The sequence below is a fragment of the Amycolatopsis sp. 195334CR genome (genome assembly GCF_017309385.1).
In the GTDB taxonomy this organism is placed as follows: domain Bacteria; phylum Actinomycetota; class Actinomycetes; order Mycobacteriales; family Pseudonocardiaceae; genus Amycolatopsis.
This window is the reverse complement of sequence record NZ_JAFJMJ010000002.1, coordinates 792,895-816,828: the sequence shown is the minus strand read 5'-3', so window position 1 is coordinate 816,828 and position 23,934 is coordinate 792,895. Positions and strand designations below refer to the sequence as shown.

The following is a 23,934-nucleotide window of genomic DNA, read 5'->3' as shown; positions in this document are numbered from 1 at the left end:
TTGGTCCACACCGCACGCCCGGCCCAGCGGGCTCAGCCGAGGAAGGCGACGCCAACCGGTTTGGTCAGCAGCGGCGAGACGACCTTCGCGTGCCCGGAGCCGAGATCGATCCTCACCAGCGCGGGCACCAGGCCACCGAGGCGGACCGCGGCGACGGCCTGGTTCCCGGCGCCGATGTCGAAGCCGTTGACCGAGGTGACGTTCACCCCGAGCCGCCCGACGGTGAACAGCTGGCCGGTGTTCGGGGAGACCGGCGGTGTGACACCGGGCGCGGTTCCTTGCAGGACCAGGGTGTCCTTGGCCGAGTCCACGCCGTACAGCGCGGTGGTGGTGGCCCCGGCCACGCTGTTGGTGTAGCCGGAGGCGGCGACCTGCGGCCGCGCGCCGGCGTGCCGGTCGCCCGGGGCGTAGGCGAGCGCGCCGTCGGTGGCGGCGACCGCGCCGGTGTCCGGGTGCAGTCGCAGGTTCTGCCCGGTGTCGGTGACCAGCCGGATCCGGTCGACGGTGGGGTTGAAGTCGAACCCGGCCGCCTTGCCCGCGAGCGGCACCGGGGTGCCGATCCCGGTCGCCTTCCCGGATCGCGCGTCCACGGTGTAGAGCTGGCCCGAGGCGCCCAGCGCGTAGACCACGCCGTTGGCCGGGCGCACGTCGATGCCGATCAGGCGGTCGTGCTTGGCCAGCCCCTTGACCTGGACCTTGTGCTTGATCAACAGCGGGTTCTTGGCATCGTGCCGGGTCAGCAGCCCGCTTTCGCCGAGCACGAGCAGCCCCGGCCCGGTCGTGCCCGATCCGGTGGCCGACGCGGTGGCGGTACCGAACCCGGTGGCCAGGATCGCGGCCACGGCCGCGACAGCGGCGGTTGTCTTGCGCATCACGAGTCTCCCTCTCGACTGCTGGTGGTCGGTGCCTCCGGGGTTCGGCCGCCGGCCCGTTCGCGTTCAACCGCGAACGGAATTCACCCGGACTGAACGCGGCGGCCATCGGCTCCGAATACACCGCGACGGCAGCGGAAGGGGTCTTCGATGGGCAGATTCGCGGGCGGGCGCCGGGCCCGCCCGGAACCCGGGCTCGCCGACGAGCAGTCGCTGCGCGACGCCTACCAGGCCCACGGCGCCGAGCTGTACCGGTTCGCGCTGCGACAGCTGCACGACGACGGCGCCGCGCAGGACGTGGTGCAGGAGGTGTTCCTGCGGGCCTGGCGATCCTCCGAACGCTTCGACGCGGCGGCGGGCAGCCTGCGAGGATGGCTGTTCGCGATCGCCCGGCACGTGGTGATCGACGAGATCCGCCGCCGCACCGCCCGCACGACCCGCGACGCCGCGACCGCGCGCACCGAGTTGGAACCGGGCTTCGACGAGGACAGGATGAACGCCTGGGTGGTCGAGGAAGCGCTGCGGCGCATCAGCCCGGAACACCGCGTCGCGCTGGTGGAAACCTACCTGCGCGGGCGACCGTATCCGGAAGTGGCCGCCGAGCAAGGGATCCCGCCCGGCACCCTGCGCAGCAGACTGTTCTACGGCCTCAAGTCGCTGCGGGTCGTGATGGAAGAGATGGGAGTTGAGCCGTGATCGAGGACACCCACCGCGCACTGCGCGAAGCACTGGGCGCCTACCTATCGGGCCAGCTCACCGACCCCGAACGCGAGCAGATCGACGCCCACCTCGCCGGCTGCGCACCCTGCCGCGACGAACTGACCGCACTGAGCACCGTCGCCCAGCGACTGTCCACAGCGGACCCCGACCAGTTCGGCGCACCCGCACCCGCTCCCCCGCCGGAACTCGCCGACGCCGTACTCGCCCGCGTTCGCGCCGAACGACGACGCCGCGCACCGGTGTGGGCCCTGCCCGTCACCTCGGCAGCCGCGGCCGCGGTACTCGGCATCGCCCTCGGCTGGCAACTGCACCCCGACCCGCCCGCCGTGCCGCTGGAGAACGTCACCGTGCAGGCCACCGGGCAACCGATCCAGGCCGCCGCGCAACTCGTCCCGCACACCTGGGGAGTCGAGATCAAACTCACCGGCAGCGGATTCGAACCCGGCCGCACCTACCGCGTAATGATCACAGGACCCGGCGACCAGCGCGTCCCCGCCGGCGAATTCATCGGCACCGGGCCCGCGGAAATGCGCTGCAACCTCAACAGCTCCATCCTGCGCACCAACGCCACCGGTTTCCAGGTAATCGACGCCGACGACCAGGTGGTGCTCACCTCACGATTCTGAGCAGCCGTTGTGGCGCGCCGAGCCCGCGATCGCGAGGCTTCCGCACACGCTCTCACCTGCACGAACGAGTGCATACGTGAACTCGCCGGTGATCGACCAACCCGGGTGGCCAGCGGTCCCGAATCCCCCGAAAGCCGGTCTCGATGTCCGGAGGTGTTCGAGGGAGTGCCCGCACAGGCCCCACGCGCCAGTGATCGCGCGGCGACGGTCCGAACGGCCGTCGCCTGCCGCGTGCCTTCCTCCTGGGGGACGAACCTTCGGGGCGCCAGCCACCCGCCATTGCCTGAGGGCGGGCTGGAGGTAACGCACCCGACGAGATGAGGTGATCGCGCCATGGGCGCGAAAGAAGAACTGTTCGACGGCGAACCGGTGATCGAGTTCGCCGCCGGATCCGACCGGCGCGACTTCCTGCGCTGGGCCGGTTTGGTCGGCGTCGGCGCCACCCTGGCGGTCGGCGGCGGACTCGGTGCCGCCACCGCGCTGGCCGCACCGGCTCCGGCTGCCGGCAACGGCACGCAGAAAGACGCCAGCGACATCGGCATCCTCAACTACGCACTCACGCTGGAGTACCTGGAGGCCGACTTCTACACCCGCGGCCTGGAAGCCGGTCTGCTGCGGGGCCGCACGCTGGAACTTGTCAACCCGATCCGCGACCACGAGGTCGCGCACGTCGCGGGAGTGACCGAGGCGATCACGATGATGGGCGGCACCCCGGTCCCCAAGCCGAAGTTCAAGTACCCGCGAGCCACGTTCCTGTCCCAGGTCACGTTCCTGCGGCAGGCGTCGAAGTTCGAGGAACTCGGCGTTACCGCCTATCACGGTCAGGTCCCGCTGATCCATTCCGCCGATGTTCTTGGTGCCGCTGCCGCGATCGCCGGGGTGGAGTCCCGGCACGCGGCGATCCTGGCCGGGCTGAACTACCGCAACCCGTTCCCGCGGCCGATCGAGGCGAACAAGGACAAGGACGAGGTCCTGGCCGAGGCCGGCAAGTTCATCGACAGCGGGAAATGAGGACAGCGACCATGAACAGGCTCGAATTCGTCAAAGGCCAGGCCGAGCACGTCAACGCCACCACCGCGGCCACCGCGCTCGGCAACCGCTGGGCGCTGGCCTCCCCGGGGGGACTTCGCCGACGACCTCGAAGTGCTCAACTACGCACTACTGCTCGAGTACCTCGAGGCCGAGTTCTACCGGCAGGGCAACCGCAACGTCCAGTTGCACGGGCTGGAGCAGGTCTACCTCAAGCAGGTGGAACGTGACGAGGCCTATCACGTGAAGTTCCTGACCGACACCATCACCAAGCTCGGCGGTACTCCGGTGGAGAAGCCGACGGTGGCCTTCGGTGACGCTTTCCGTGACCGGAAGTCCTACCTCACGACCAGCCACGTCTTCGAAAACGTCGGCGTCGGGGCCTATCTGGGCGCGGCCGGCTTCCTCAAGGACAAAACGATTCTCCAGGCCGCGGCCGGAATTTTCGGCGTCGAAGCCAGGCACGCCGCTGTGGTGGGCAACCTGCTCGGGCTGCCCGCCGAAGGCGGGGTCTACCAGGGGCCATTGGAGAAGCCGAAGACGAAACAGGAAGTGCTGGACGCCGTCTCGCCCTTCCTGCCCGGCTAACCTGCTGAAACCAGTCCACAGCGTCGCCGCTGCGCGCAACTCATGGCGTGGCGGCGACGCATTTTGTCACCGTGAGTGGTCGGCCGAAAGGCCAACTTGGTCTGGTACCCCGTGAAAAACGGTGCAAACATCAAAATCCGCCGGATATTTTTCTTCCTCACCACCCAACCGATCGGGTGACGGTGCCGAATTCCTCGCGTTAGGTGCTCCCGATCGGACAGAAGGGAGGTGAATCCGAAATATGCAGATGACCAGTGCGGAACCTCGATTCGAGCCGGTGCTGCGGTGGTTGCTGGTAGTAAGCGGCGCCGTGTTCGGAATGTTGATCATGGGCTTGCTGCTGGCCGGCCCGGCATCCGCGGACGAGCGGGACGACAGCTTGTTGTCGCCCTTGACCGAGACTGCGGAACCGCTGGTGAGCGCCGTCGAGCCGGTCACGCGATCGGTTGCCGAACCGGTGGCGGAGGTCGTCGAACCCGTCGCCACCGCCGCGGAACCGGTGATCGAGCCGGTGCGCCCGGTGCTCGACGCGGTGAAGCCGGTGGTGAAGCCCGTCGTGGACGTGGCCGAGCCGGTGACCTCGGCGGTGGGCCTTGACCCGGTCACCCAGCCGGTGACCAGCGAAAGTCCGCGTGCGCAGGCCCGTCAGGACCTGCCGGCGCCGGAGCAGGCCGTCGAACAGCCGGTCACCGAGCCGGTAGCTGAACCAGCGGAGGCGGTGTCGCCACCGGTGATCCTGCCCGCCGACACCTCGGCCCCGGCGCTGCGGCAGCAGAGTTCCGCGGACAAGGCGCAGCAGGCTGCCGGCGGCTTCAGCCGGCAAGGCCCGGTACCCGCTGATCAGGCGGTGCCGGGAAGTCCGGCCTCGGCCCAGGCCGGAGGCGGTTCGTCACCGCGGCACGATCCGGCCACCGCGGCGTGGGGCGCGAATTCTCCGGAAACGCATTCCGGTTGGCACTCGCCACCACGTGGCTCGTGGCCGCCGTCGTGGTTGTTCTACGACGACCTCGACCATCCGAGTTGAGCAGGTCCTTTTCCTCGCTGACCACTCGTAAAGCAACGGAAAGGACAAGCGCATGCACAGGTATGTGCGCCGCGGCCTGATGGCCGCGACCATCACGGGCGGGTTCATCCTGCTCGGGGTGGGCTCGGCCAGCGCCGACTCCCAGGACACGGGACTCGGCCTCGGCGGAGCGCTCAACTCGATCACGTCCACGGTCTCCGGTGACACCACCTCCGGGGCGAACGCCGGCGACGGCGGTAACTCCGGCAACGGTGGCGAGGCCACCAGCCACAACTCGGCCAAGTCCGGCAACTCCGGTGACTCCGGTGACTCCGGTTCCACCGGCGGCAACTCGGCCTACGGGCTGTGCGTACTGGCCGAATGCCACACCACCGTGGGCTCGGGCGACTCCGGGAACACCGGCTCCACCGGTGACTCCGGCGACGCCACCAACGTCAGCGACACCCAGGGCGGAAATTCCGGCCAGGGCGGCGACGGCGGCAATGCCCAGGCGACCGGTGCGGGTGCCAACTCCGCCGAGCAGGGCTCGCACCGCAAGGGCGACTCCCGTTCCTCGGGTGACACCTCGGCCGACGCCACCGCCGGCAATGGCGGCGACTCCGGTGACGGGGGTGCGGCTGAGAGCAGCAACAAGGCTGTCAGCGGCGACTCCGGTAACTCCGGTGACTCCGGTTCCACCGGCGGCAACTCGGCCTACGGGCTGTGCGTACTGGCCGAATGCCACACCACCGTGGATTCGGGCGACTCCGGGAACACCGGCTCCACCGGTGACTCCGGCGACGCCACCAACGCCAGCAACACCCGTGGCGGCAACTCCGGTGCCGCCGGTGACGGCGGGAATGCCGCGGCCATCGCCGACGGCATGAACCAGGCCACCGGGCACGGGCGGGGCGGTGACGCCACGAGTGGTGGTGACACCACCGCGACCGCCGAAGGTGGCAACGGCGGCGACTCCGGCGATGCCGGGAACGCCACCAGCGACAACACCGCCACCACCGGTGGCAGCGGCGACTCGGGTGCTTCCGGGTCGACCGGGCACAACTCGGCCCTGGTGCTCAACCTGGGTGAGAACCGCGGCTGGCACCACGACGGCCGCTTCCACACCCAGAACACCAGCACCACCGAGGTGAGTTCGGGCAACTCCGGTGACACCGGCTCCACCGGCAGCACCGGCGACGCCACGAACGTCAGCGACACCCAGGGCGGTCACTCCGGTCAGGGTGGCGACGGCGGCAACGCCGCCGCGACCGCGACCGGCGCCAACACTGCCGAATCCGGCCACCAGCGCCACTGGGGCCAGACCGGCCGAGGCGACCACCGTGCCGACGGTGACACCGAATCCGAAGCCGTCGCCGGCAACGGCGGCAACTCCGGCAACGGTGGCAACGCCGACAGCGGCAACACCGCGAAGTCCGGCACCACCGGTAACTCCGGCGATTCCGGCGACACCGGCGGCAACCTGGCCGTCACCTCGCCGGGCTCCGAGCGGAGCCACCACAGTGGACACTCCACTGCGGACACCACGGTGAACTCCGGGAACTCGGGCGACACCGGCACCACCGGCGACTCGGGTGCAGCGGGCAACGTCAGCCACACCCGCGGCGGCAACTCCGGTGACGGCGGCGCGGGCGGCCACGCCCACACCACCGGGCACGGGCACAACCTGGTGACATCCCTGCTCTGAGGCAGGGCGAACAAAAAGGTGGGGCACCGGCAACCAGCCGGTGCCCCACCTTTCAGCTGCGCTACTGGTCCGGTTCGCCGGCGACGCCGGCCCCATGCTTTCCGCGGATCAGTTCGCGGTCGTGGGCAGCCCGAAGAGGCTTGGCAGATTGTCCCCGAGGAACCAGGTGAGGGTGTGGATCCGATCGTCGCGCGGGGTGAGTACGAGCAGTCCGGCCGGGTGTTCGGCTGTCTGGCCGACCTCGGTGAGGTAGCAGCCGAACGCGGGTTGGGTGTTGGCGCGGGTGGCGACCAGCCGCAGCCGGCGGTGTCCGCGCCAGGCGCCGAAGACGGTGAGGAGGCCGGCGATCGCCGCTGGTCCTTGGTATTCGTGGGGTGCCGGTGGCATGTTCAGCCAGGCGTCGTCGGTCAGCAGCGTGATGATGCCGTCGATGTCACCGTTGGTGAACGCTTCGGCGAAGCGCTGGGTCAGGTTCTGTTCCTGGGGTGAGCCGGGGCGGGTGAGCTGCTCGGGGTCGGGCCGGTGTTGCCGCAGTTGCGCGCGGGCGCGCTGCAGCGTGCCTTTGATCGCGGTCGTGCTGGTCCCGAGCATGGCCGCGACTTCGCCGGCGGGATATCCGAGGACGTCGCGCAGCACGAGCGTGGCGGCTTGGCGGGGCGGAAGGTGTTGCAGTCCGGCGATGAAGGCCAGTTCGACCGCTTCCCGTAACTGGTACCGGGCCTCGGGCCCCGGCGTGCGGTCGGCGATCTGGTCCAGCAGCGTGTCCGGGTAGGGCTGCAGCCAGGTGACCTCGCTGCGGCGGGTGGGTTCGGGCGGATCGAACGCCGGCTTCGGCTCGGGCGGCCGTCGGCGCCCGGCGGCGCGCAGTGCGTTGAGGCAGCGATTGGTGGCGATGCGGTACAGCCACGCCCGCAGCGAGGCCCGGCCCGCGAAGCCATCGAGGCCGCGCCAGGCGGCGACCAACGTCTCCTGCACCATGTCCTCGGCATCGGAGAGCGAGCCGAGAATGCGGTAGCAGTGCAGGCGCAGCTCGTGCCGGTGCGGTTCGACGAGCTCGCGAAACGCCTGCTCGTCGCCGCTTCGGGCGCGCTCCAGCGTGTCCTGGCTCACCGCGACATCCTGTCACGGCGCCGCCGGGACCGTTCCGTTTCCGGGGCCGACGGTGTCTCAACCGGAGAATGATCGCGACACCCGCGCGGTCCCCGACACCAACGGAGAACACCCGCAGATGACCGACAACATCACCCACACCCCCACCGACGACCTCACCACCGTGCTCGACGTGGTCGGCGACCTGGTCGCAGCCGTGCGGAACGACCAGTGGGACAGCACCACGCCCTGCCCGGAGTGGAGCGTCCGCGAACTGGTCAACCACATGGTCATCGGCAACCGCCTGTTCGCCGGCATCCTGCGCGGCGAAGCGGCCGTCGCACCCGGCGCATTGGACCCCAAGGCCCGCGACGCGCTCGGCACCGATCCGGTGGCCGCCTACCGGGACGCCGCCAAAGACCTCCTGGCCGCATTCGGCCAGCCAGGCGTGCTCGACCGGATGTTCCAGGTGCCCGTCGGGCTCGTGCCCGGCATCGCCGCGCTACACCTGCGCGCCGTCGAAGACCTCGTCCACGGCTGGGACCTCGCCCGAGCGACCGGCCAAGAACTCGAGATCGACGATGAGATCGTCGAGCGGGAACTGGAGTTCACCCGGGCCAAGCTCGCCGACGTCCCGCCCGATCGCTCCCCGTTCGCCCCGGCGAGGAGGATCTCCGACGACGCCACACCACTCGACCGGCTCGCCGCCCTGCTGGGCCGAGTGGCCGGGCCTGTGCACTAGCTCAGGTGCGGTCGGGCGCTGGGCGTGGCGGGCGATCAGTCACCGCTCGCGCCCGGGCGGAGGCCGGAGTGGACAGAAATCCGATGCTGGTGGCGGTCAATGAGGTTGATCGAGCGCTGTGCGCCGAGGCTGAACTGGAAAGCTCTCACACGAACAGGACGATGCCCGCCGCCCGTTCGCCCGGCCGATGCAGCTGCCGCCCGCCGCGGCCAGAAGCCGCCGTCACCGCCGTCATTGAGGGCGGCTCTCGATGGGACTTGTGGGATACCGGCGAATCTTGGGCAGCTTTCTCCGTGCACTCGACGCCGGTGTCGACGCGTTGCGAGGCACTTCCGAAGAACGCGCCGCGCGATACTGCTCGCTGCTGGCGGGCCCTCGGGTAGCTCGCGCTGTTCCCAGTCGCAGAGCCTGTCTTGTGCGTGAAGGGAGGCACAATGAGGAGAGCTCCTTTACACTGCAAGATCATGTGAGGGAGGTGCGCAGCATGGCTATGCCGAGCAAGACGATCGAGCAATGTCGGGAACTGCTAGCGCCGGGCACCACCATTGAGCACGTGCTGCCGGGCACGATGGTCATGTCGGCGGGCGTCGGCCGAGCCGCGATGAATGTGATACTCGCGATCAGCCCTGCGGAGATCATCGTCTTTCGTGTCGGGATGGTGAGTAAGTATAAGCCTGCACAAGTCTGGTCGCGTGTTTCCCGGAACCGCGGCCGAATCACCGTCGAAGCGGTTGGTTCGCTGCTGACGTGCGACATTGGCGAGCTGACTGTGGAGATCGACGATGAGTACGCTCCGGAGCTCCATGCCGCTGGTGTGGAAGTCGCTTCTTCCTGAGGTCTCAGGATGCCGCAGGCGTGTCGCCGTGGCGAATCCGGCCTGAGCCCCGGCCTATAGAAAAGGTAGCCGGGGGAGAAGAGGGGTTTACAGCCAGTCGCGTTCATCGGCCACTCGCAGAGCCTCCATCCGGTTGCGGGCGCCGGTTTTGGTGGTGGCCCCGGACAGGTAGTTCCGGACGGTGCCCTCGGCGAGGTACAGGCGAGCCGCGATCTCGGCCACGGTGGCGCCGGAACGGGCGGCGTTGAGCACGTCGCGTTCGCGGGCAGTGAGCGGCGATTCGCCGGCCGCCAGCGTGGCCACGGCCAGCGCTGGGTCCACCACCCGCTCGCCTGCTGCTACCCGCCGGATGGCGTCGGCCGCTGATCCTCAGCTGACACGCGAGCCAGTGCGCGCGCTGAACCGGAACTCGATGGTGACCGGCAGGTCCGCCAGGTCCAGGGCTTGCCGCAGCCGCGGCAGGCCGTCGGAGGTGATTCGCTCACGGATCTCCCCGAGGTCGGCCTCTTGTTCACTGGTGATCACCAGCGCCAACACCGGCTGTTGCCGGGATCCGGTGAGCGTGGACTTGGCCTGGAGCACCCCGGAGTAAGTGCGGAGTTCCTCGGTGAAGGGCGCGACCGCGGTGTCGGCGTGCAGTTCGGTCCGGCCGCGCGCGGGGCTCGACTCGAAGTTCCAGGTCTGTGTTCGGGGCCGCCGGGCGAGCTGGGCCAGTAGCCACCGCAAGGTCAGCAAGCCCAGCACGACCGCACCCGCGGCGACGACGTAGAAGACCCAGGCCGGTGGCTCGGCGGTACCCGGTACGAGCGGCGACGCCGGGTCCAGCAACCCCAGGAGACCGAAGTGGATCCCGAGGCCGAATCCTCCGGCGGCGAGCAACAGCACCCCGGTCAGGGCGAGGAGAACGCGATTGAGCCGAGCTGGGCGGTTGAGGCTGGTCATGCCGACTCCCTTGTGGTGCGGACCTTGACCGAGACCGTGGGCCTGCGGGCGGGCGTGACGTGGTCGAGCCGCTGCTCGACCGTGGCGGCGACAGCTTCGGCCAGGCCGTCCAGCTGCGTACGCGCGGTCTTGGCGCGCACTTTCACGCGCCGTGAACCGACAGTGACCGAGGCGCGTGAGATGCCGTCGACGTTCGCCGCTGCCGCTCGCAGCGTGGACCGGTAGCCGGCGCGGGCGGCGCCGGAGTCCGGAGTGCCCGCCAGCGCCAGCACGGTTCTCTTGCCGGGCAGGATCGCCGCCAGCAAGAGAACCAGCCCCAAGGTCGCGGCTGTTCCCGCCACCAGCGCGGTGGTCAGGTCGGTCCATCGGGTGGCGTGCACCGCCGTGGCGATCGCCCGGTAGTCCAGCCATGGCTGGTCGCCGGTGAGCCGCTGCACTACCGTGATGACCACGAGCACGCACGCGGCCAGCAAGATCAGCGCGGTCACGGTCGCCGGCAGGGATCGGCGTGGGCGACGGTTCATTCGACCCTCCTTGCCGCGGTGGCGTTGGGGTGCAGGGCGGTCACGGTGATGTCGACCCGTCGCACCGGCATCCCGGTCAGTCCGCCGACGCGGTCGATGAGGTGTTCCCTGGCGCGTTCGGTGGTGGCGGCGACCGGAGCCGGGTACGTCAGCGAGAGCCGGACATTCAAGTCCACAGTGCCGTTCCTGACCTCGGCGTCCACTTTGGCCGTACGATCGAGGTGCTCGGTGCCGAGGCTGACGCCGAGTACTCGTCCCGCCGCACCGCCGACGCCGTCCACTTCGAGCACGGCGTGGGCGGCGAGCCGGCGGACGGCCTGCTCGGCGATCGTCAGCTCGCCGCGTTCTTCCGCGGGCGTGTGCGTCGTTGCGGTCATCGCGGCTCAGCCCCGATCGCGGCCGGTGAGCTGGGACAGATCGAGCTTGCCGTCGAGGAACCGGCCGACGAGCAAGCCGAGGGCACCAAGCACCAGGACGATCAGGAAGGCTCCGAATCCGCCGAAAGCGGCGGCAAGACCCAGCGCGAGGCCGGCGAGCAACCCCCATTGCGTGGCGTTCACGGTATTTTCTCCTCTTCTGGTTCTTCCGCTGTCCGGTCCGGCCCGTCGACCAGATCGGCGATGAACACGTGCACAGCGCGCTCTGGCCTGCCCACCGCCGCGCGCACGGAGGCCGCTACCTCGGTTGCGGAGAACGGGTATCGCACGCTCACCGCGATCGTGAGGTCCTCGTCGCGCACGCGGATCCCGGTCACCCGCCGGCGAGCGGCCAGGGTGGCGATGTCGCCGAACCGGCCGCCGTGCAGGCCCGCCACGTCGGGCAGCGCCAGCACGGCGGCGGCGATCCGGTCAGCCTCGGTCTCGGGCGTGGTCACTCGACACGGGAGTTGTCAGTGGGAGCGTCCTCTTCGGAGGGCAGGTGGAGGTCGCTGACGTTGATGTTCACCTCGACCACTTCGAGCCCGGTCATGCGCTCGACCGCGGTGATGACGTTGTACCGGACCGACCGGGTGACGTCGGCGATCGAAACGCCGTACTCCACCACGATCTGCAGATCGACCGCGGTCTGCTTCTCCCCCACCTCGACCGACACGCCTTGCCCGGCCGAGGCGGTCGCGCCCGGGATGCGCTCGCGCAGCGCCGAGAACGCGCGGGCGGCGCCACCGCCGAGGGCGTACACCCCGGAAATCTCCCTGGTGGCCAGGCCAGCGACCTTCTGCACCACCACGTCGGCGATGGTCGTCACGCCTTGCGCACTGGCGAGCGCGCCTCCAGCACCGTTCACGACCTCTGCCGAAGTGCTGCGAGCCGGGGCCTTCGTTGCGGTGTCAGCCATCGTGTCTCTCCCTCTCGTCCCTCCGGCTACCGACCGGACTTCGTTGTTCTCACCACCAAGACACGGCGAATTCGGAAACGTCACGACCCGATCGAGTGGTGACGCTCACACAGGAGTGCGCGTGACGATCACCGGCTCCACGGTGTCGAAGAAGCGCTTCGCCCGGATTCACGGGCGAACCGACTATGAGAAGGAGACGAACATGTCGATGGGCGACAAGATCGGCACCAAGGCCGACGACCTCGGCGGCAAAGCGAAAGAAGCCACCGGCGCGCTGACCGGAAACGAGCAGCTGCGCGACGAAGGCAAGGCCGACCAAGCCAAAGCCGGGATCAAGGAGGGCGTCGAAAAGGTCAAGGACGCCGTCGGTGACGCGTCCGAGAAGGTGAAGAACGCCTTCACCAAGGACTGACGGGACTTTCGGTGCCGCGGAGTCACCCACGGCGGCTACAGCCGCGAAGTCGTGGTGAAGGAGCGTTTCGTTTGCCGGATCCCCGAAGGAATCGGCCTCGACGAGGCCGCGCCGCTGCTGTGCGCCGGGATCACCACGTATTCACCACTGCACCAGTGGGGCGCCGGACCGGGCAAGAAGGTCGCCGCGGCGATGGGTGCCGAGGTCACCGTGCTGAGCCAGAGCCTGAAGAAGCAGGAAGACGGCCTCAAGCAGCTCGGCGCGACGCACTACCACGCCACCTCCGATGACTCCACGTTCGAGGATCTGGCCGGGTCCTTCGACGTCATCCTCAACACCGTCTCGGCGAAGATCCCGGTGGACGCCTACCTGGGTCTGTTGAAGGTCGGTGGCGCGCTGGTCAACGTGGGCGCTCCCGCGGAACCCCTGTCGTACCAGCAGTTCTCCTTGATCATGGGCAACAAGTCGATCGCCGGTCCGAAGATCGGCGGCATCGCCGAAACGCAGCAGATGCTGGACTTCTGTGCCAAGCACCATATCGGCGCGGAGATCGAGGTCATCGGCGCCGAGGACGTCGAATCCGTCTACGAGCGGGTGACCAACAGCGAGGTGCGGTACCGCTTCGTCATCGACACCGCCACGATCGGCGCGTGACGCGTTCGGAAGCCTTGGCCGTGGTGGATTGCCGGGATCGCTGTGAAATGTCGTACCGCTTCACAGGGTGTGCGACCCGGAAAAGCATGGGTACAAAGGAGTTGTGGCCGCACGGGAAATGAGCGGCTCACAACCCCCATGAAGAGGAGGAACGTCCTATGCGGACAATCCGGCGTGCAATGGTCGCAGGAGCGCTCGCCCTGCCGCTGACGGTAGGAGCCGCCGGTATCGCCTCGGCCGACGGGTACTCCCACCAGGAGATTAGCGCGGGCGCCGACGGCGCCGCCACCCACAGCGTCTCGGCCAACGCCGACGAGCAGGGCTCGAGCTTCCACGAGTCCGCCACCTCGGCCAACCGGGACGGCGTGGCCACCGAGCACACCAAGGCCAACGCCGACCGCGACGGCGGCGACTTCGAGCACCAGCGCGGCAGCGCAGGTGAGGACGGCGTGCGCAACGAGCACACCAAGGCCAATACGGGCAACAGCTCCGACGAAGGCGTGCTCAGCGGCGTGATCGGCGGCCTCGGCCTCTGATCCACCCCGCGTCGCGGGTGGGGCCTGGTTCGCGCATTGCGCGGGCGAGGTCCCACCCGTTCTGCCGACCTTCCGTCCTGCTCGCGCGGCGAAAGCGGGGTAGCGTCGAACTCGATGCGAGTACTAGTCACTGGCGGAGCGGGGTTCATCGGCTCCCACATCGCGGATCTTCTTGCTAAGCAAGGACATTCACCGGTGCTGCTGGACGTGTTGCTGCCGCAGGCCCATGCCGGGCGGCGCGCTCCGGACATCGGGCACGAGGTGGTCGAGGGCGACGTCCGCGATGCCGGAGTCCTCGGCACGGTGCTGCCGGGAGTGGATGTGGTGTGCCATCAGGCGGCGATGGTCGGCCACGGTGTAGACCCGTCGGACGGGCCGGAGTTCGCTTCGCTGAACGACTACGGCACCGCGGTGCTGCTGGCGGCGATGTACGAACACGGGGTGTCGTCCCTGGTGCTGGCGAGTTCGATGGTGGTCTACGGCGAAGGTCGTTACCGCTGCGGTGAACACGGCACGGTCGAACCCGGTCCGCGCCCGGCCGAGGCGATCGAGGCGGGCCGGTTCGATCCACCGTGCCCGCGCTGCGGTGCCGCGCTGGAACCCGGGCTGGTTCCGGAGGACGCCCGGCTGGATCCGCGTAGCACCTACGCGGCCACCAAACTCGCGCAGGAACACCTTGCCGGGGCCTGGGCACGGCAGACCGGTGGTGCGGTGTGGGCGTTGCGGTACCACAACGTGTACGGCCCGCGGATGCCGCGCGACACGCCGTATGCCGGTGTCGCGTCGATCTTCCGGTCCGCACTGGAATCGGGCGAGTCGCCGCGGGTGATGGAGGACGGCGAGCAGCGCCGCGACTTCGTCCACGTGTCCGACGTGGCGCGGGCGAACATGCTGGCGCTGACCGCCGACCCACCCACTGGCCGGTGCGTACCGGTCAATGTCTGTTCCGGCGAACCGCACACCGTCGGCGACCTCGCCGGGACGCTCGCCGAGGCGATGAACGGACCGGCTCCCACCGTGGTGGGCGGGGCGAGGCCGGGCGACGTCCGGCACGTGGTCGCCGATCCGGCGCGGGCGGCAGAGGTACTCGGGTTCCGTGCGCGCACTTCGTTCGCCGAAGGCGTGGCCGAGTTCGCCCACGCTCCCCTGCGCGAACCAGCATCACCACACCGTCCACAGTAGATGGTTGACCAGGAGCGCGAGCAGTGCTTGGGCGATGAGCCAGTAGCGGTGCTGGGTGCGGGGTAGCAGCGCGCACGGCAAGATCAGCCAGATCGAGAACGGTAGCCAGATCCGTTCGACCTCGGCTTTGCTCATTCCGGACAGATCGGCGGCCAGTACCGCGAGCAGGGCAGCCGCGCTCAGCCACAGAACCGCTCGCGGGGCCTGCCGGGGCCCGGCGAGCAGGCGGCGCAGACCGGCGACGACAGCGGGCCCGATGGCGAAGAGCAGCGCGGCGAGATTGGCCCAGACGAAGTAGGAGTACGGCCTGGTCTTCGCCACGCTTTCGGCGTAGACGACCTTCACCAGCTCGAACCCGTCCAGCCACCAGAACCCCGCCAGCGCGAAAGCGCCGACGACGATCACCACTCCGGCGGCCCCGGCCAGCACTGGACGCCACCGGCGGGCCAGGCCGAGCACGGCCAGGGCGACCACGCCGCCCACGACCAAGCCGTAGGACAGGAACAAGGCGAACCCCAGCAGCAGGCCACCGGCCAGCGCGAGCAGATCGGCCCGAACCCCCGCCGCGGGGGCGCCGAGCGCGAGCAGCGCGACGCCCCAGGCGAGCACTCCGGCGAACAGCCCGTCCGCGGAGACACCGATCCACACCGCGCCCGGGAACAACACGGCGAACGGCAGGATCGCACGGGCGGCGTCAGCCGCTCCCAGCGCTTTGGCCGTGATGGCCACCGCCACTCCGGCCGAACTCCCGATCAGCACGCACACCAGCCCGGTCGCGGCCCCTCCGCCGAGCCCGATCCGGTCCAGCCAGGTGAACGACAGCAGTGCACCGGGTGGATGGGCACCGACGTGCATCGACCACGGCCGCACCGAATCGTTGAGGATGTGCGCGTCGAATTCGGCGAGCATTGTACCGATGTCGGCCACCCTCGGCACATCGCGCAGATATTCCACGTCCGTGGACAACCGGCCCGCGATACCGCCCTCGAAACCGTCCACCCACGCGAGTGACAAAGTCCACGCCGATGCCATCACCCAGGCGGCCGCCAGCGCGACCGGCCAGCGCGATCGGCTCGCGACCGCGGGGCCGGCGATGATCACCACCAGAGCGACGAGAATCGCGGCCGGCGTGCCCGGGCCGACGTGCGGCAGCCAGCGGGCCAGCAGTGGGGGCCACCAGAGGAAGATGTCGACGCCCTGGTCCAGCAGCCGGCGTCCGGCCAGCGCCGCGGCGACCACCACGGCGGCCGCACCGAGCACCGCGGCCAGATCGAGGTACAGATTCCGGCGCGCGGATTTTGTTGAGGTCGCCAACAATATGGATCCGGACGCGGGCATTCCGCATATTGTAATTCCGGTCGGCCAATTTCGCAGCGCAGCGGAGATTAACCCGGAATTTCACTCATCCGGCAATCTGCGGTCGGCACAGGTACGAATTAGCGATATGACCTTCGTCGAAGTGGTGTTGCCCTGTCTCGACGAGGCAGAAGCGCTACCCGGGGTGCTCGAGTGCGTGCCCGACGGGTATTCCGTGCTGGTCGTCGACAACGACTCGACCGATGGCACCGCCGAAGTGGCCCGCCGTCTGGGGGCCCGTGTGGTGGTGGAACCGCGGCGGGGCTACGGGGCCGCCGCGCACACCGGGCTGGTCGAGTCTCGCGGCGAGGTGGTGGCGATGCTCGATGCCGATGGATCGCTGGATCCTGGGCAGCTTCCCGAACTGGTGGCGGCCGTGGTGGACGGGGCGGCCGATCTCGCCGTGGGCAGGCGCGTGCGCTCGGGTCGTTCGGTCCAGCCGTGGCACACCCGAGCCGGCAACGCGGCGCTCGCGGCGTTGTTGCGCCGCCGCGGCGCACTCGTGCACGACTTGCCCGCGGTCCGGGTGGCGCGGCGCAGCGCGCTGCTCGAACTCGGCGTCGAGGACCGCGCCTTCGGTTATCCACTCGAACTGCTCCTGCGCGCGGCGAAAGCCGGATGGGCCGTGCGCGAATGCGATGTGACCTACCGGCCGCGCACCGGCGGAAAGTCCAAAGTGTCCGGTTCGCTGCCGGGCACGCTCAAAGCCGTCCGCGACATGTCGAAGGTGGTGCTGCGAACATGACCCCGCACATCCTGCTCGTGCTGGCGAAGGCGCCGTGCGCGGGAAAGGTCAAGACGAGGCTGTGCCCGCCCGCGAGTCCGGTCCAGGCAGCACGCATCGCGGCCGCGGCCCTGCTGGACACGCTGGTGGCCGCCCGCGCCGTCCCAGACGCCAGGACGGTGGTCGCACTGTCCGGGGACCTCGCCGAGGCGGAGGAGGGCGTCGAGATCGCGTCTCTTATCAACGACCTGCCCGTGTACTCCCAGCGCGGCGATTCCCTCGGCGAGCGGATCGCGGCCGCGCACGCCGACGCCGCCTCGCGCTACCCCGGCCTGCCCAGCCTGCAGATCGGCATGGACACACCCCAGGCCAGCCCACGGCTGTTGGCGGAATGCGCCCGGTCACTCAACGCTCCCGGTGCCGACGCGGTGCTCGGCCCCGCCACCGATGGCGGCTGGTGGGTGCTGGGCCTGCGAGATCCGCTGATCGCGGCCAGCATCGCCGACGTGCCCACCTCCCGCGACGACACCGGCCGCCGCACCACCACCGCGCTGCGCGCCGGTGGCCTCCAAGTGCGAGAGGTACCGACATTGTCCGATGTGGACACCGCGGAGGACGCCGTGCGGGTGCGCGACCTGGTGCCGGGCAGCCGCTTCGCCAACGCCGTGGCCGGGCTGCCATGCCCGTGACCGCCGCTTTCGACGTAGCGCTGGCGGGCGAAGCGGCCGACCTGCACCTCGACGACGGACGCGTGGTCGGGCTGTCCACCCCGCGCTGGCACCGGCGTGCCTGCGCCGGGGACCGCTGGCTGGTCCGGCGCTGCACCGGCGCCACCCTGGACCTGGGGTGCGGGCCGGGCAGGCTGGTCGAAGCGCTGTTCGAGGCCGGGGTGGCCGCGCTGGGCATCGACTGCTCACCGGTCGCCGTCGACCACTGCCGAGCACGGGGAGTACCAGCGCTGTGCGCGGATCTTTTCGGTGCGCTGCCCGCCGAGGGGCACTGGCGGCACGTCGTGTTCGCCGACGGCAACATCGGCATCGGCGGCGATCCGCACGGCTTGCTCCGGCGCGCCGCCGAACTGCTGCGCCCCGGCGGCAGCGCATTAGTCGAGGTCAAACCGGGCTGGGACGGGCTCTGGCAAGGCCAAGCCCGGCTGAGCAGCTCGGAGCACGAGACCGGTATCTGGTTTCCCTGGGCCGTTCTCGACCTGGAGACGATCGGCGCCCTGACCCGCGGCACCGGGCTGCGGCTCACCGAAGTGCACCGGGGACACCGCCACTTCGCCCGCCTGACCAGGCAGGGCTGAGCGATGGCCACGCGGTACGGCTTCCCGGCCCGGTTCTGGGCGTGGCTGGCCAGGCACCGCCCGCCCGGACCGTTCCGGCCGCGGACCTGGCGCAGCCCGGTGCGCGGCCCCTGGCTGACGTCGGTGCTCGCGGTGGTGCTGCTGATCGCGCTGCCGATCGTGACGATCACCGGCCTGCTCTCCTACGCGGCCTACGCGCCGCACCTGGGGCAGGCGATGCCCGCTGACGTCGGCCTGCTGCGCCTGCCCTACTTCGACTGGCCGACCGATCCGCCCTGGCTCTACCGGCTCACTCAGGGACTTCACGTCGTTCTCGGCCTGGTGCTCGTCCCCGTGGTGCTGGCCAAGCTCTGGTCAGTGGCACCGAAGCTGTTCACCTGGCCACCGGCCCGCTCACCCGCGCAGGTCCTCGAACGGCTCTCGCTGCTCCTGCTCGTCGGCAGCGTGCTGTTCGAGATCGCCACCGGCGTGCTCAACATCCAGTACGACTACCTGTTCGGGTTCAGCTTCTACACCGCGCACTACTACGGCGCCTGGGTGTTCATCGGCGCCTTCATCTGCCACGTCGCGCTCAAACTCCCGCTGATGATCCGCGCCCTGCGCAGCCGCTCCCTCCGCACCGAGCTCAAGACCTCGCGCTCGGCCACCACGGTGGAACCGCGCACCCTCAGCGACCTCCCACCCACCGAGCCCGACATCCCGACGATCAGCCGCCGAGGAATGCTGGCACTGACCGGGGGCGGTTCCCTCCTGGTGCTGGCCCTGACCGCCGGGCAGACCATCGACGGTCCCCTCCGGAACACCGCGCTGCTGCTCCCCCGCGGCCGCGACCTCGGCGACGGCCCGAACGACTTCCAGGTCAACCGCACCGCGACCGCCGCCGGCATCACCCCGGCCGCCACCGGAACCGGCTGGCGCCTGACGCTGACCGGCTCAGGCCCGTCCCTCGAACTCGACCTCGCCCAACTGGCCGCCCTGCCGCAGCACAGCGCAGTCCTGCCGATCGCCTGCGTCGAAGGCTGGTCCACCACCCAGCGCTGGACCGGCGTCCGCCTCGCCGACCTCGCCCGGCTCGCCGGAACCCCGGAACCCACCGGCGCTTTCGTGCGTTCACTCGAGCAAGCGGGACCGTTCAGCCAGGCAGCGCTGCAGGGCAACCAGGTACGCCACCCCGACGCGCTGCTCGCGTTGCGGGTGAACGACGCCGAACTCAGCATGGACCACGGATTCCCCGCGCGCGTGATCGTCCCGGCACTACCCGGGGTGCACAACACGAAATGGGTGCGGTCCATCGAATTCCGGAGCACCTGACATGTGGCGAGCCTATGACGCACACCCCGCGCACCTGCTGGTGACCGTCGGCTGCCTCGCCCTGGGCGGCTACGTCGTGCTCCAAGTCCCAGCCGACCCCACTTCGACGACGATGGCGTGGTGGTTCGCGGGCGCGGTCATCGCCCACGACCTGATCCTCTTCCCCGCCTACACCTTCGTCGACCGCACCGCCCGCGCCGTGCTCGGCAGCCGGCCTGCCACCGTCAACTACCTTCGCGTGCCGACGCTGGCCTCCGGACTGCTATTCTTGCTGTTCTTCCCCGGAATCCTCGAACAGGGCCGCGAAACTCTGCTCGCCGCCACCGGCCACGGCCACCAGCCTTACCTGAGCCGCTGGCTCGTGCTCACCGCCATCTTCTTCACCACCAGCGCCGCCCTGTACGGATCACGCTCCTGGCGGCTCCGCCGCAAAAGGCGTCCACAAAGGACTTAAGTGTTGAAGTAACCCACCCACGCGGCCCACGACGCGTCTTCGCCTGGGACGTCAGGCGGGATCTGCCCGGTCACGGTGCCATGAAGCGGCGGCTCGAGTGCTCAACGGCCAGACCATGAGCACCGTGGTCCCGGCGGCTGCGGTGGTCACCGTCGCCTGCGGCGCAAGCCTGCGGATGAGCGGCAGGCCACGCCCGCCGAAGGACAGCGGCGGGCCCTCGCGCCAATGACCGAAGTCGGTGACCTCCACCGTGAGCGAACCGTGGCCCAGCCGCGCGGCCAAGGTCATCGTGCCGTCGTCCCGTCCGGGGTAGGCGTGATCGACGGCGTTGGCCATCACCTCGTAAGCTGCCAGCCTGACGTCCTCGGCCAGCAGGTCCGGCAATCCGGCGCCGGTCAGCCAATTTGTGAGCAGCACCCGCAGTAAGCTCGCCTGGGCCGCGGATGCCGCGACCTCCCGCTCCAGGGACAAAACGACCAGTCGTTCAGTCTCTTCCGTGGCAGCATCGGACATCCACATCCTCCCCGCTGACGTTCGCCAGAATTCTTTACCCAATTCCCGAAGAACCAAACCTCACCAGGGAAAACGCCACTTTTTGCGCACGCTCTCTCGCTGATCGTGACATAAGAATCGCCACGGCGGACGGCCCGCCATCGCGGCGCCGGAACGTCAGGCAACCGCAAGGCTTCGTCGTCACGGCAATGCTCCGGCCGCTGTTACGTTCGCACTCGGAGGACGTTGACCGAGGAGGACTTCTTTCATGCGAGGGCTGTGTGTTCTCGCGCTGGGCGGGCTGGTCGTGCTCGCCGGGTGCGGCACACCAGACGGGGCGAAGCCAGGCACCCGACCACCGCCGCAGACGACCACGGTGACGGCGAGCGGCATTTCCGCCTGCCCCGCCGCCCAACTGTCCGGTGCGCTCCGCCCAGGCTCCCCCGACCTGGGCCGGCGCGACGCCACCTTGGAGGTGACGAACCGCGGTGAAACGACGTGCGTGATCGACGGCTACGGCGATCTGCGCCTGCTCGGCGCGGACGGGCGGACGGTGCCCACCGACGCCTGGCGCCAACCCCATCCGATCGCCACGGAGGTGGTGCTGGATCCCGGCGAGGCTGCCGTTCGCGAGCTGCGCTGGTCGGCGACGCCGAGCGAAGGAGAACCCGAGGAGGGGCTGTGCCAGCCGGTGGCGGTGCGGCTGGAGGTGACCCCGCCGGATCAGGCGGAGAGCTTCGGCGTGCCGTGGTCGCTGGGGCCGGTCTGCCGGGATGGCTGGATCGGCGGTGGCGCGTTCACCGGGAGTGGCGCCGGTGAACGCCAGTAAGTTAGCGGAGGCCGCTCCCCTGGAGGTACCCCACCGGCCACGCGGCTGCTCGTCGAAAAAACCATCACCTGATTCGCGAAGCGCTCGGCCGACGAGGTTTCGAGGTGGTCGAAGCGGGTGCCGACAACTACGTCACAAACCGCTGGTCGCCGGAGATCTGCAGCGCCGGACGAGGGCGTGGTTCGGCGGCGGCAACCAGTTCATCATCGACATGCCGAAGGCGACGTGAAAACGAATAGTCAGGCCGCACCGGAACTCGTCATGAAGGTGGCGGGTGAACTGGCCGCGGAATTCGGCGGAACCGTCACCGCGGACGGCATAACCGATGTGGTGACGGCCGCCCACCGCGACCTCCACGGCCAGATCGTTCCCGAAGCGATGGCCGAGATGCTGCACCGGCTCGCCCGGTTCCGGCTCCAGCGCCTGGCCGGCGGACTCCGCCGGTGACCGCTGGCGTTTCCGACGTTGAACGATCCCGGTTCCGTCGCCCAACTCGCGCCGGACCGGCGGTGGCTACGACGGCCACCGCCGGCACGATGGGGCTACCCACCGCCGATTTCGGCAACCCCGGGACGCCGACCTGGTGGCCCCGCACTGCCCACTCAACCGGCGGCATGCCGGTTTGCCGGGAGTCGCGTGGGTAGCCCGGGGGGATGAAGGCTGAAACTTTGATCGACACCGCGATGGACCGCAGTGTCGTCCTCGGCTACGGCAAGCCCGGCCTCTGGGTGCGGCGCCACCTGCGCGACTGGCCCGCGGACCCGCCGCGCATGGACGGCAAGGTCGTGCTGGTGACCGGAGCCGGTTCCGGCATCGGGCGGGCAGCGGCAGCGGGTTTTGCCCGGCTTGGCGCGTCGGTACGGGTTCTCGGCCGTGACGGGTCGCGAGCCAGGGAAGCCGCCGGTCTCACCCGGGCCGACGCCGGTGGCGGCGAGGTCGAGCCGGTGAGCTGCGACATCAGCAAGCTGTCGGAACTGCGCGAGTTCATCGACGGCTTCCTCGATCGGGAAACCCGCCTGGATGTGCTCGTCAACAACGCCGGGGTGATGCCAGACGAGCGGGAGCACACCGAGGACGATGTCGAGCTGACCTTCGCCACGCACGTGCTCGCGCCGTGGGTGCTCACCAACGGCCTGCTGCCCCTGCTGCGCGCGGCTGCGCCGTCGAGGGTGATCAACGTGACCTCCGGCGGGCAGTACGACCAGCCGATCCCGGAGGACGATCCGCAGTCCGAGGACACCGAGTACGGGCCGAAGAAGATCTACGCCAGGACCAAGCGCGAACAACTGGTGCTGACCGAGCAGTGGGCGGAACAGCTGCGCGCGGACGGCGTCCACGTCCACGCGATGCACCCGGGCTGGGCCGACACCAAGGGCGTGCGCCAGTGGCTGCCGCTGTTCCGGGCGGTAACCCGCCCGCTGATCCGCACACCCGGCCAGGGTGCGGACACCATCGTCTGGCTCGGCGCCGCACCGGACGCCGTCGAGACCACCGGCCTGCTCTGGCACGACCGGCGGCCGCGTCCCACCACCTACGCCCTCGCTGCCGACGCGGACGACACCGGCGCGCGGCAACAGCTGTGGAGCCACGTCTCCGCGCTGGCGACGCGCGGAATGTCTCGCTGAAATCAGCGAGCCCCTTGGCGAAGGGCCGCACGTGGAGGCTACGCGGGCTGGATATCGTCCCGTTCGAAGATCGGTTCAGCCCTGGTGCAGCGCCAGGAGCAGCGCGGTGTAGAGGATCGCCAGGTCCGGTCGCGGCGGTGACCCGCGGCCACCGCGTTTCGGGGCAAGCGCGACCGAGATCGCGGCGTCCCCTCGCGTTTGCCCGCGCTGCCGCCGGGTATCGCCGATGTATGTCCGAGGTTGTTGTCACCGGAGCCACTGGAACCTTGACGTCGTCGAGGTCGACGTGCGCACCGACGACCTGGATTTCACCGGTGCCGACGCGAGGGTGCAACTGGCCCGGTTGCAGGAGGACCCCATGAGCAAAGCGAAACCCCTCTATGTCCACCGGCACCTGTCCGGAGTGGACTACCAGACGAGCCGGGATGACCTGGTGGCCGCAGCGGACGAACGGGGCCGACGGCCGCGCCCTGGAACTGCTCGGCAGCCTCCCGGACCGCCAGTACGACGGGCCCAGCGGTGTCAGCCACGAGCTCTCGGTGCGGAGGTGACCTCGCCATGAGCAGCCCGGTGGAGGTACCCGCGCGCACGATGGCAGACAAGCTCCTCGCGCAGTACCGGACCAAGCGCACCGACGATCTCGCCGAGTCCCTGGCGTTGCTGGTTTCGCTGGATCCTGAGCGGGTCGCGTGCTCTCTGGTGGTGGGTGAGTTGCTGGCGGACTGCGCCCACCGGGTCCGGCAAGGACAGGAAGACCCGCTCGGCGACGAAATCTTCAGCGTGTTCGTGCGGACCGAGCCGGGTGATCCGGTCGAGATCGATGCCGTGTCCGCCGGCTGTCGCGCCGCGCTGCGCGCCATCGTGGCCCACCTCAACGGCGATCTGTTCGACCGGGACCTGCAGGTGTCGTTCGCCGTCGGTGGGTCGCGCCACGACATGCTGCGCGTGATCGTCCAATGCGTCTGCTGGGTCGTCGATCTCGAAGCTGCCGAACCCGGGCCGGTGGAGCTGAGCTGCCACCTCGGGTAACGGCGCCGACCAGG

The 23,934-nt window shown here is 69.6% G+C and carries 31 protein-coding genes and 2 pseudogenes; 22 read left to right on the top strand and 11 right to left on the bottom strand.

What is annotated here, in order from left to right; translation table 11 throughout:
- Window positions 1-32 precede the first annotated feature (32 nt).
- On the bottom strand, window positions 33-872 hold the full coding sequence (locus JYK18_RS26875; RefSeq protein WP_206806257.1) for a DUF4394 domain-containing protein: 840 nt from the start codon (window positions 870-872) through the stop codon (window positions 33-35).
- 150 nt (window positions 873-1,022) lie between these two features.
- Between JYK18_RS26875 and JYK18_RS26870 the strand changes: the two genes are divergently transcribed.
- The 6 genes from JYK18_RS26870 to JYK18_RS26845 all read left to right on the top strand — a co-directional run bounded on the left by JYK18_RS26870 (window position 1,023) and on the right by JYK18_RS26845 (window position 6,543).
- A complete protein-coding gene (locus JYK18_RS26870; RefSeq protein WP_206806256.1) occupies window positions 1,023-1,568 on the top strand; it encodes a sigma-70 family RNA polymerase sigma factor in 546 nt (181 codons plus the stop codon).
- Entirely contained in the window at window positions 1,565-2,218 is a 654-nt protein-coding gene (locus tag JYK18_RS26865; protein ID WP_307796078.1) for a zf-HC2 domain-containing protein, read from the top strand. Before JYK18_RS26870 ends, JYK18_RS26865 begins: the two co-directional genes overlap by 4 nt.
- Before the next feature lie 333 nt (window positions 2,219-2,551).
- A complete protein-coding gene (locus JYK18_RS26860; protein WP_206806255.1) occupies window positions 2,552-3,229 on the top strand; it encodes a ferritin-like domain-containing protein in 678 nt (225 codons plus the stop codon).
- Between the two features lie 132 nt (window positions 3,230-3,361).
- On the top strand, window positions 3,362-3,835 hold the full coding sequence (locus JYK18_RS26855; protein ID WP_206806254.1) for a ferritin-like domain-containing protein: 474 nt from the start codon (window positions 3,362-3,364) through the stop codon (window positions 3,833-3,835).
- A 247-nt stretch (window positions 3,836-4,082) separates the two neighbouring features.
- The gene (locus tag JYK18_RS26850) at window positions 4,083-4,859 is read left to right on the top strand and encodes a hypothetical protein (protein WP_206806253.1); all 777 of its coding nucleotides are present in this window, start codon (window positions 4,083-4,085) and stop codon (window positions 4,857-4,859) included.
- Window positions 4,860-4,911: 52 nt separating this feature from the next.
- The gene (locus tag JYK18_RS26845; RefSeq protein WP_206806252.1) at window positions 4,912-6,543 is read left to right on the top strand and encodes a hypothetical protein; all 1,632 of its coding nucleotides are present in this window, start codon (window positions 4,912-4,914) and stop codon (window positions 6,541-6,543) included.
- A gap of 108 nt (window positions 6,544-6,651) precedes the next feature.
- On the opposite strand, the gene JYK18_RS26840 is transcribed toward JYK18_RS26845, so the two are convergent.
- Entirely contained in the window at window positions 6,652-7,653 is a 1,002-nt protein-coding gene (locus JYK18_RS26840) for an RNA polymerase subunit sigma-70 (RefSeq protein ID WP_206806251.1), read from the bottom strand.
- Between the two features lie 118 nt (window positions 7,654-7,771).
- On the opposite strand from JYK18_RS26840, the gene JYK18_RS26835 reads away from it, so the two are divergent.
- Window positions 7,772-8,374, top strand: coding sequence for a TIGR03086 family metal-binding protein (locus JYK18_RS26835; protein WP_206806250.1), 603 nt, complete (start codon window positions 7,772-7,774; stop codon window positions 8,372-8,374).
- A 484-nt stretch (window positions 8,375-8,858) separates the two neighbouring features.
- A complete protein-coding gene (locus tag JYK18_RS26830; RefSeq protein WP_206806249.1) occupies window positions 8,859-9,209 on the top strand; it encodes a hypothetical protein in 351 nt (116 codons plus the stop codon).
- Window positions 9,210-9,296: 87 nt separating this feature from the next.
- Here the strand turns inward: JYK18_RS26830 and JYK18_RS26825 are convergent.
- The 7 genes and pseudogenes from JYK18_RS26825 to JYK18_RS26795 all read right to left on the bottom strand — a co-directional run.
- Window positions 9,297-9,566 (bottom strand): annotated as a pseudogene (locus JYK18_RS26825) (response regulator transcription factor); the annotation flags it as partial.
- A gap of 12 nt (window positions 9,567-9,578) precedes the next feature.
- Window positions 9,579-10,151, bottom strand: coding sequence for an alkaline shock response membrane anchor protein AmaP (locus tag JYK18_RS26820; protein ID WP_206806248.1), 573 nt, complete (start codon window positions 10,149-10,151; stop codon window positions 9,579-9,581).
- Entirely contained in the window at window positions 10,148-10,675 is a 528-nt protein-coding gene (locus JYK18_RS26815) for a DUF6286 domain-containing protein (RefSeq protein WP_206806247.1), read from the bottom strand. Before JYK18_RS26815 ends, JYK18_RS26820 begins: the two co-directional genes overlap by 4 nt.
- A complete protein-coding gene (locus tag JYK18_RS26810; protein WP_206806246.1) occupies window positions 10,672-11,052 on the bottom strand; it encodes an Asp23/Gls24 family envelope stress response protein in 381 nt (126 codons plus the stop codon). Before JYK18_RS26810 ends, JYK18_RS26815 begins: the two co-directional genes overlap by 4 nt.
- A gap of 6 nt (window positions 11,053-11,058) precedes the next feature.
- Window positions 11,059-11,235, bottom strand: a complete 177-nt coding sequence (locus tag JYK18_RS26805; protein WP_206806245.1) for a hypothetical protein — start codon at window positions 11,233-11,235, stop codon at window positions 11,059-11,061.
- Window positions 11,232-11,549 carry a hypothetical protein gene (locus tag JYK18_RS26800; RefSeq protein WP_206806244.1) on the bottom strand — a complete coding sequence of 106 codons (318 nt, stop codon included), beginning with the start codon at window positions 11,547-11,549 and terminating at the stop codon, window positions 11,232-11,234. The genes JYK18_RS26805 and JYK18_RS26800 overlap by 4 nt, the downstream gene beginning before the upstream one ends.
- Window positions 11,546-12,010: an Asp23/Gls24 family envelope stress response protein gene (locus JYK18_RS26795; RefSeq protein WP_206806243.1), complete on the bottom strand. Its 465-nt coding sequence runs from the start codon at window positions 12,008-12,010 to the stop codon at window positions 11,546-11,548. Before JYK18_RS26795 ends, JYK18_RS26800 begins: the two co-directional genes overlap by 4 nt.
- A 121-nt stretch (window positions 12,011-12,131) precedes the next feature.
- On the opposite strand from JYK18_RS26795, the gene JYK18_RS26790 reads away from it, so the two are divergent.
- From JYK18_RS26790 to JYK18_RS26775, 4 genes and pseudogenes are all read left to right on the top strand, one after another.
- On the top strand, window positions 12,132-12,422 hold the full coding sequence (locus JYK18_RS26790) for a CsbD family protein (protein WP_374195065.1): 291 nt from the start codon (window positions 12,132-12,134) through the stop codon (window positions 12,420-12,422).
- Between the two features lie 24 nt (window positions 12,423-12,446).
- Window positions 12,447-13,076: pseudogene (locus JYK18_RS26785) on the top strand (zinc-binding dehydrogenase); the annotation flags it as partial.
- Window positions 13,077-13,255: 179 nt separating this feature from the next.
- The gene (locus JYK18_RS26780; RefSeq protein WP_206806241.1) at window positions 13,256-13,612 is read left to right on the top strand and encodes a hypothetical protein; all 357 of its coding nucleotides are present in this window, start codon (window positions 13,256-13,258) and stop codon (window positions 13,610-13,612) included.
- A gap of 114 nt (window positions 13,613-13,726) precedes the next feature.
- A complete protein-coding gene (locus tag JYK18_RS26775; protein ID WP_206806240.1) occupies window positions 13,727-14,794 on the top strand; it encodes an NAD(P)-dependent oxidoreductase in 1,068 nt (355 codons plus the stop codon).
- Here JYK18_RS26775 and JYK18_RS26770 read toward each other — a convergent pair.
- Window positions 14,774-16,108, bottom strand: a complete 1,335-nt coding sequence (locus JYK18_RS26770; RefSeq protein WP_242582121.1) for a hypothetical protein — start codon at window positions 16,106-16,108, stop codon at window positions 14,774-14,776. The two genes, JYK18_RS26775 and JYK18_RS26770, sit on opposite strands and share 21 nt — an antisense overlap.
- Window positions 16,109-16,238: 130 nt before the next feature.
- Between JYK18_RS26770 and JYK18_RS26765 the strand changes: the two genes are divergently transcribed.
- From JYK18_RS26765 to JYK18_RS26745, 5 genes are read left to right on the top strand one after another with little or no spacing between them, the layout of a single operon-like run.
- Complete coding sequence (locus tag JYK18_RS26765) at window positions 16,239-16,895, top strand: glycosyltransferase family 2 protein (protein WP_206808138.1); 657 nt, start codon at window positions 16,239-16,241, stop codon at window positions 16,893-16,895.
- The gene (locus JYK18_RS26760) at window positions 16,892-17,563 is read left to right on the top strand and encodes a DUF2064 domain-containing protein (RefSeq protein ID WP_206806239.1); all 672 of its coding nucleotides are present in this window, start codon (window positions 16,892-16,894) and stop codon (window positions 17,561-17,563) included. Before JYK18_RS26765 ends, JYK18_RS26760 begins: the two co-directional genes overlap by 4 nt.
- Window positions 17,554-18,180, top strand: a complete 627-nt coding sequence (locus tag JYK18_RS26755) for a class I SAM-dependent methyltransferase (RefSeq protein ID WP_206806238.1) — start codon at window positions 17,554-17,556, stop codon at window positions 18,178-18,180. Before JYK18_RS26760 ends, JYK18_RS26755 begins: the two co-directional genes overlap by 10 nt.
- 3 nt (window positions 18,181-18,183) lie before the next feature.
- Complete coding sequence (locus JYK18_RS26750) at window positions 18,184-19,491, top strand: molybdopterin-dependent oxidoreductase (protein ID WP_206806237.1); 1,308 nt, start codon at window positions 18,184-18,186, stop codon at window positions 19,489-19,491.
- Window positions 19,492-19,531: 40 nt separating this feature from the next.
- Complete coding sequence (locus JYK18_RS26745) at window positions 19,532-19,945, top strand: hypothetical protein (protein WP_206806236.1); 414 nt, start codon at window positions 19,532-19,534, stop codon at window positions 19,943-19,945.
- Between the two features lie 51 nt (window positions 19,946-19,996).
- On the opposite strand, the gene JYK18_RS26740 is transcribed toward JYK18_RS26745, so the two are convergent.
- Window positions 19,997-20,458 (bottom strand): ATP-binding protein, encoded by a 462-nt coding sequence (locus JYK18_RS26740; RefSeq protein WP_206806235.1) that lies wholly within the window; start codon window positions 20,456-20,458, stop codon window positions 19,997-19,999.
- A gap of 247 nt (window positions 20,459-20,705) precedes the next feature.
- Here JYK18_RS26740 and JYK18_RS26735 point away from each other — a divergent pair, with 247 nt between their 5' ends.
- From JYK18_RS26735 to JYK18_RS26715, 5 genes are all read left to right on the top strand, one after another.
- Window positions 20,706-21,266, top strand: a complete 561-nt coding sequence (locus JYK18_RS26735; protein WP_206806234.1) for a DUF4232 domain-containing protein — start codon at window positions 20,706-20,708, stop codon at window positions 21,264-21,266.
- Between the two features lie 261 nt (window positions 21,267-21,527).
- Window positions 21,528-21,713, top strand: a complete 186-nt coding sequence (locus tag JYK18_RS26730; RefSeq protein ID WP_206806233.1) for a hypothetical protein — start codon at window positions 21,528-21,530, stop codon at window positions 21,711-21,713.
- Window positions 21,714-21,919: 206 nt separating this feature from the next.
- On the top strand, window positions 21,920-22,891 hold the full coding sequence (locus tag JYK18_RS26725) for an SDR family NAD(P)-dependent oxidoreductase (protein WP_206806232.1): 972 nt from the start codon (window positions 21,920-21,922) through the stop codon (window positions 22,889-22,891).
- Between the two features lie 425 nt (window positions 22,892-23,316).
- Entirely contained in the window at window positions 23,317-23,442 is a 126-nt protein-coding gene (locus tag JYK18_RS26720) for a DUF2795 domain-containing protein (RefSeq protein ID WP_242582116.1), read from the top strand.
- Window positions 23,443-23,449: 7 nt separating this feature from the next.
- Window positions 23,450-23,920, top strand: a complete 471-nt coding sequence (locus JYK18_RS26715) for a hypothetical protein (RefSeq protein ID WP_206806231.1) — start codon at window positions 23,450-23,452, stop codon at window positions 23,918-23,920.
- The last annotated feature ends 14 nt before the right edge of the window (window positions 23,921-23,934 follow it).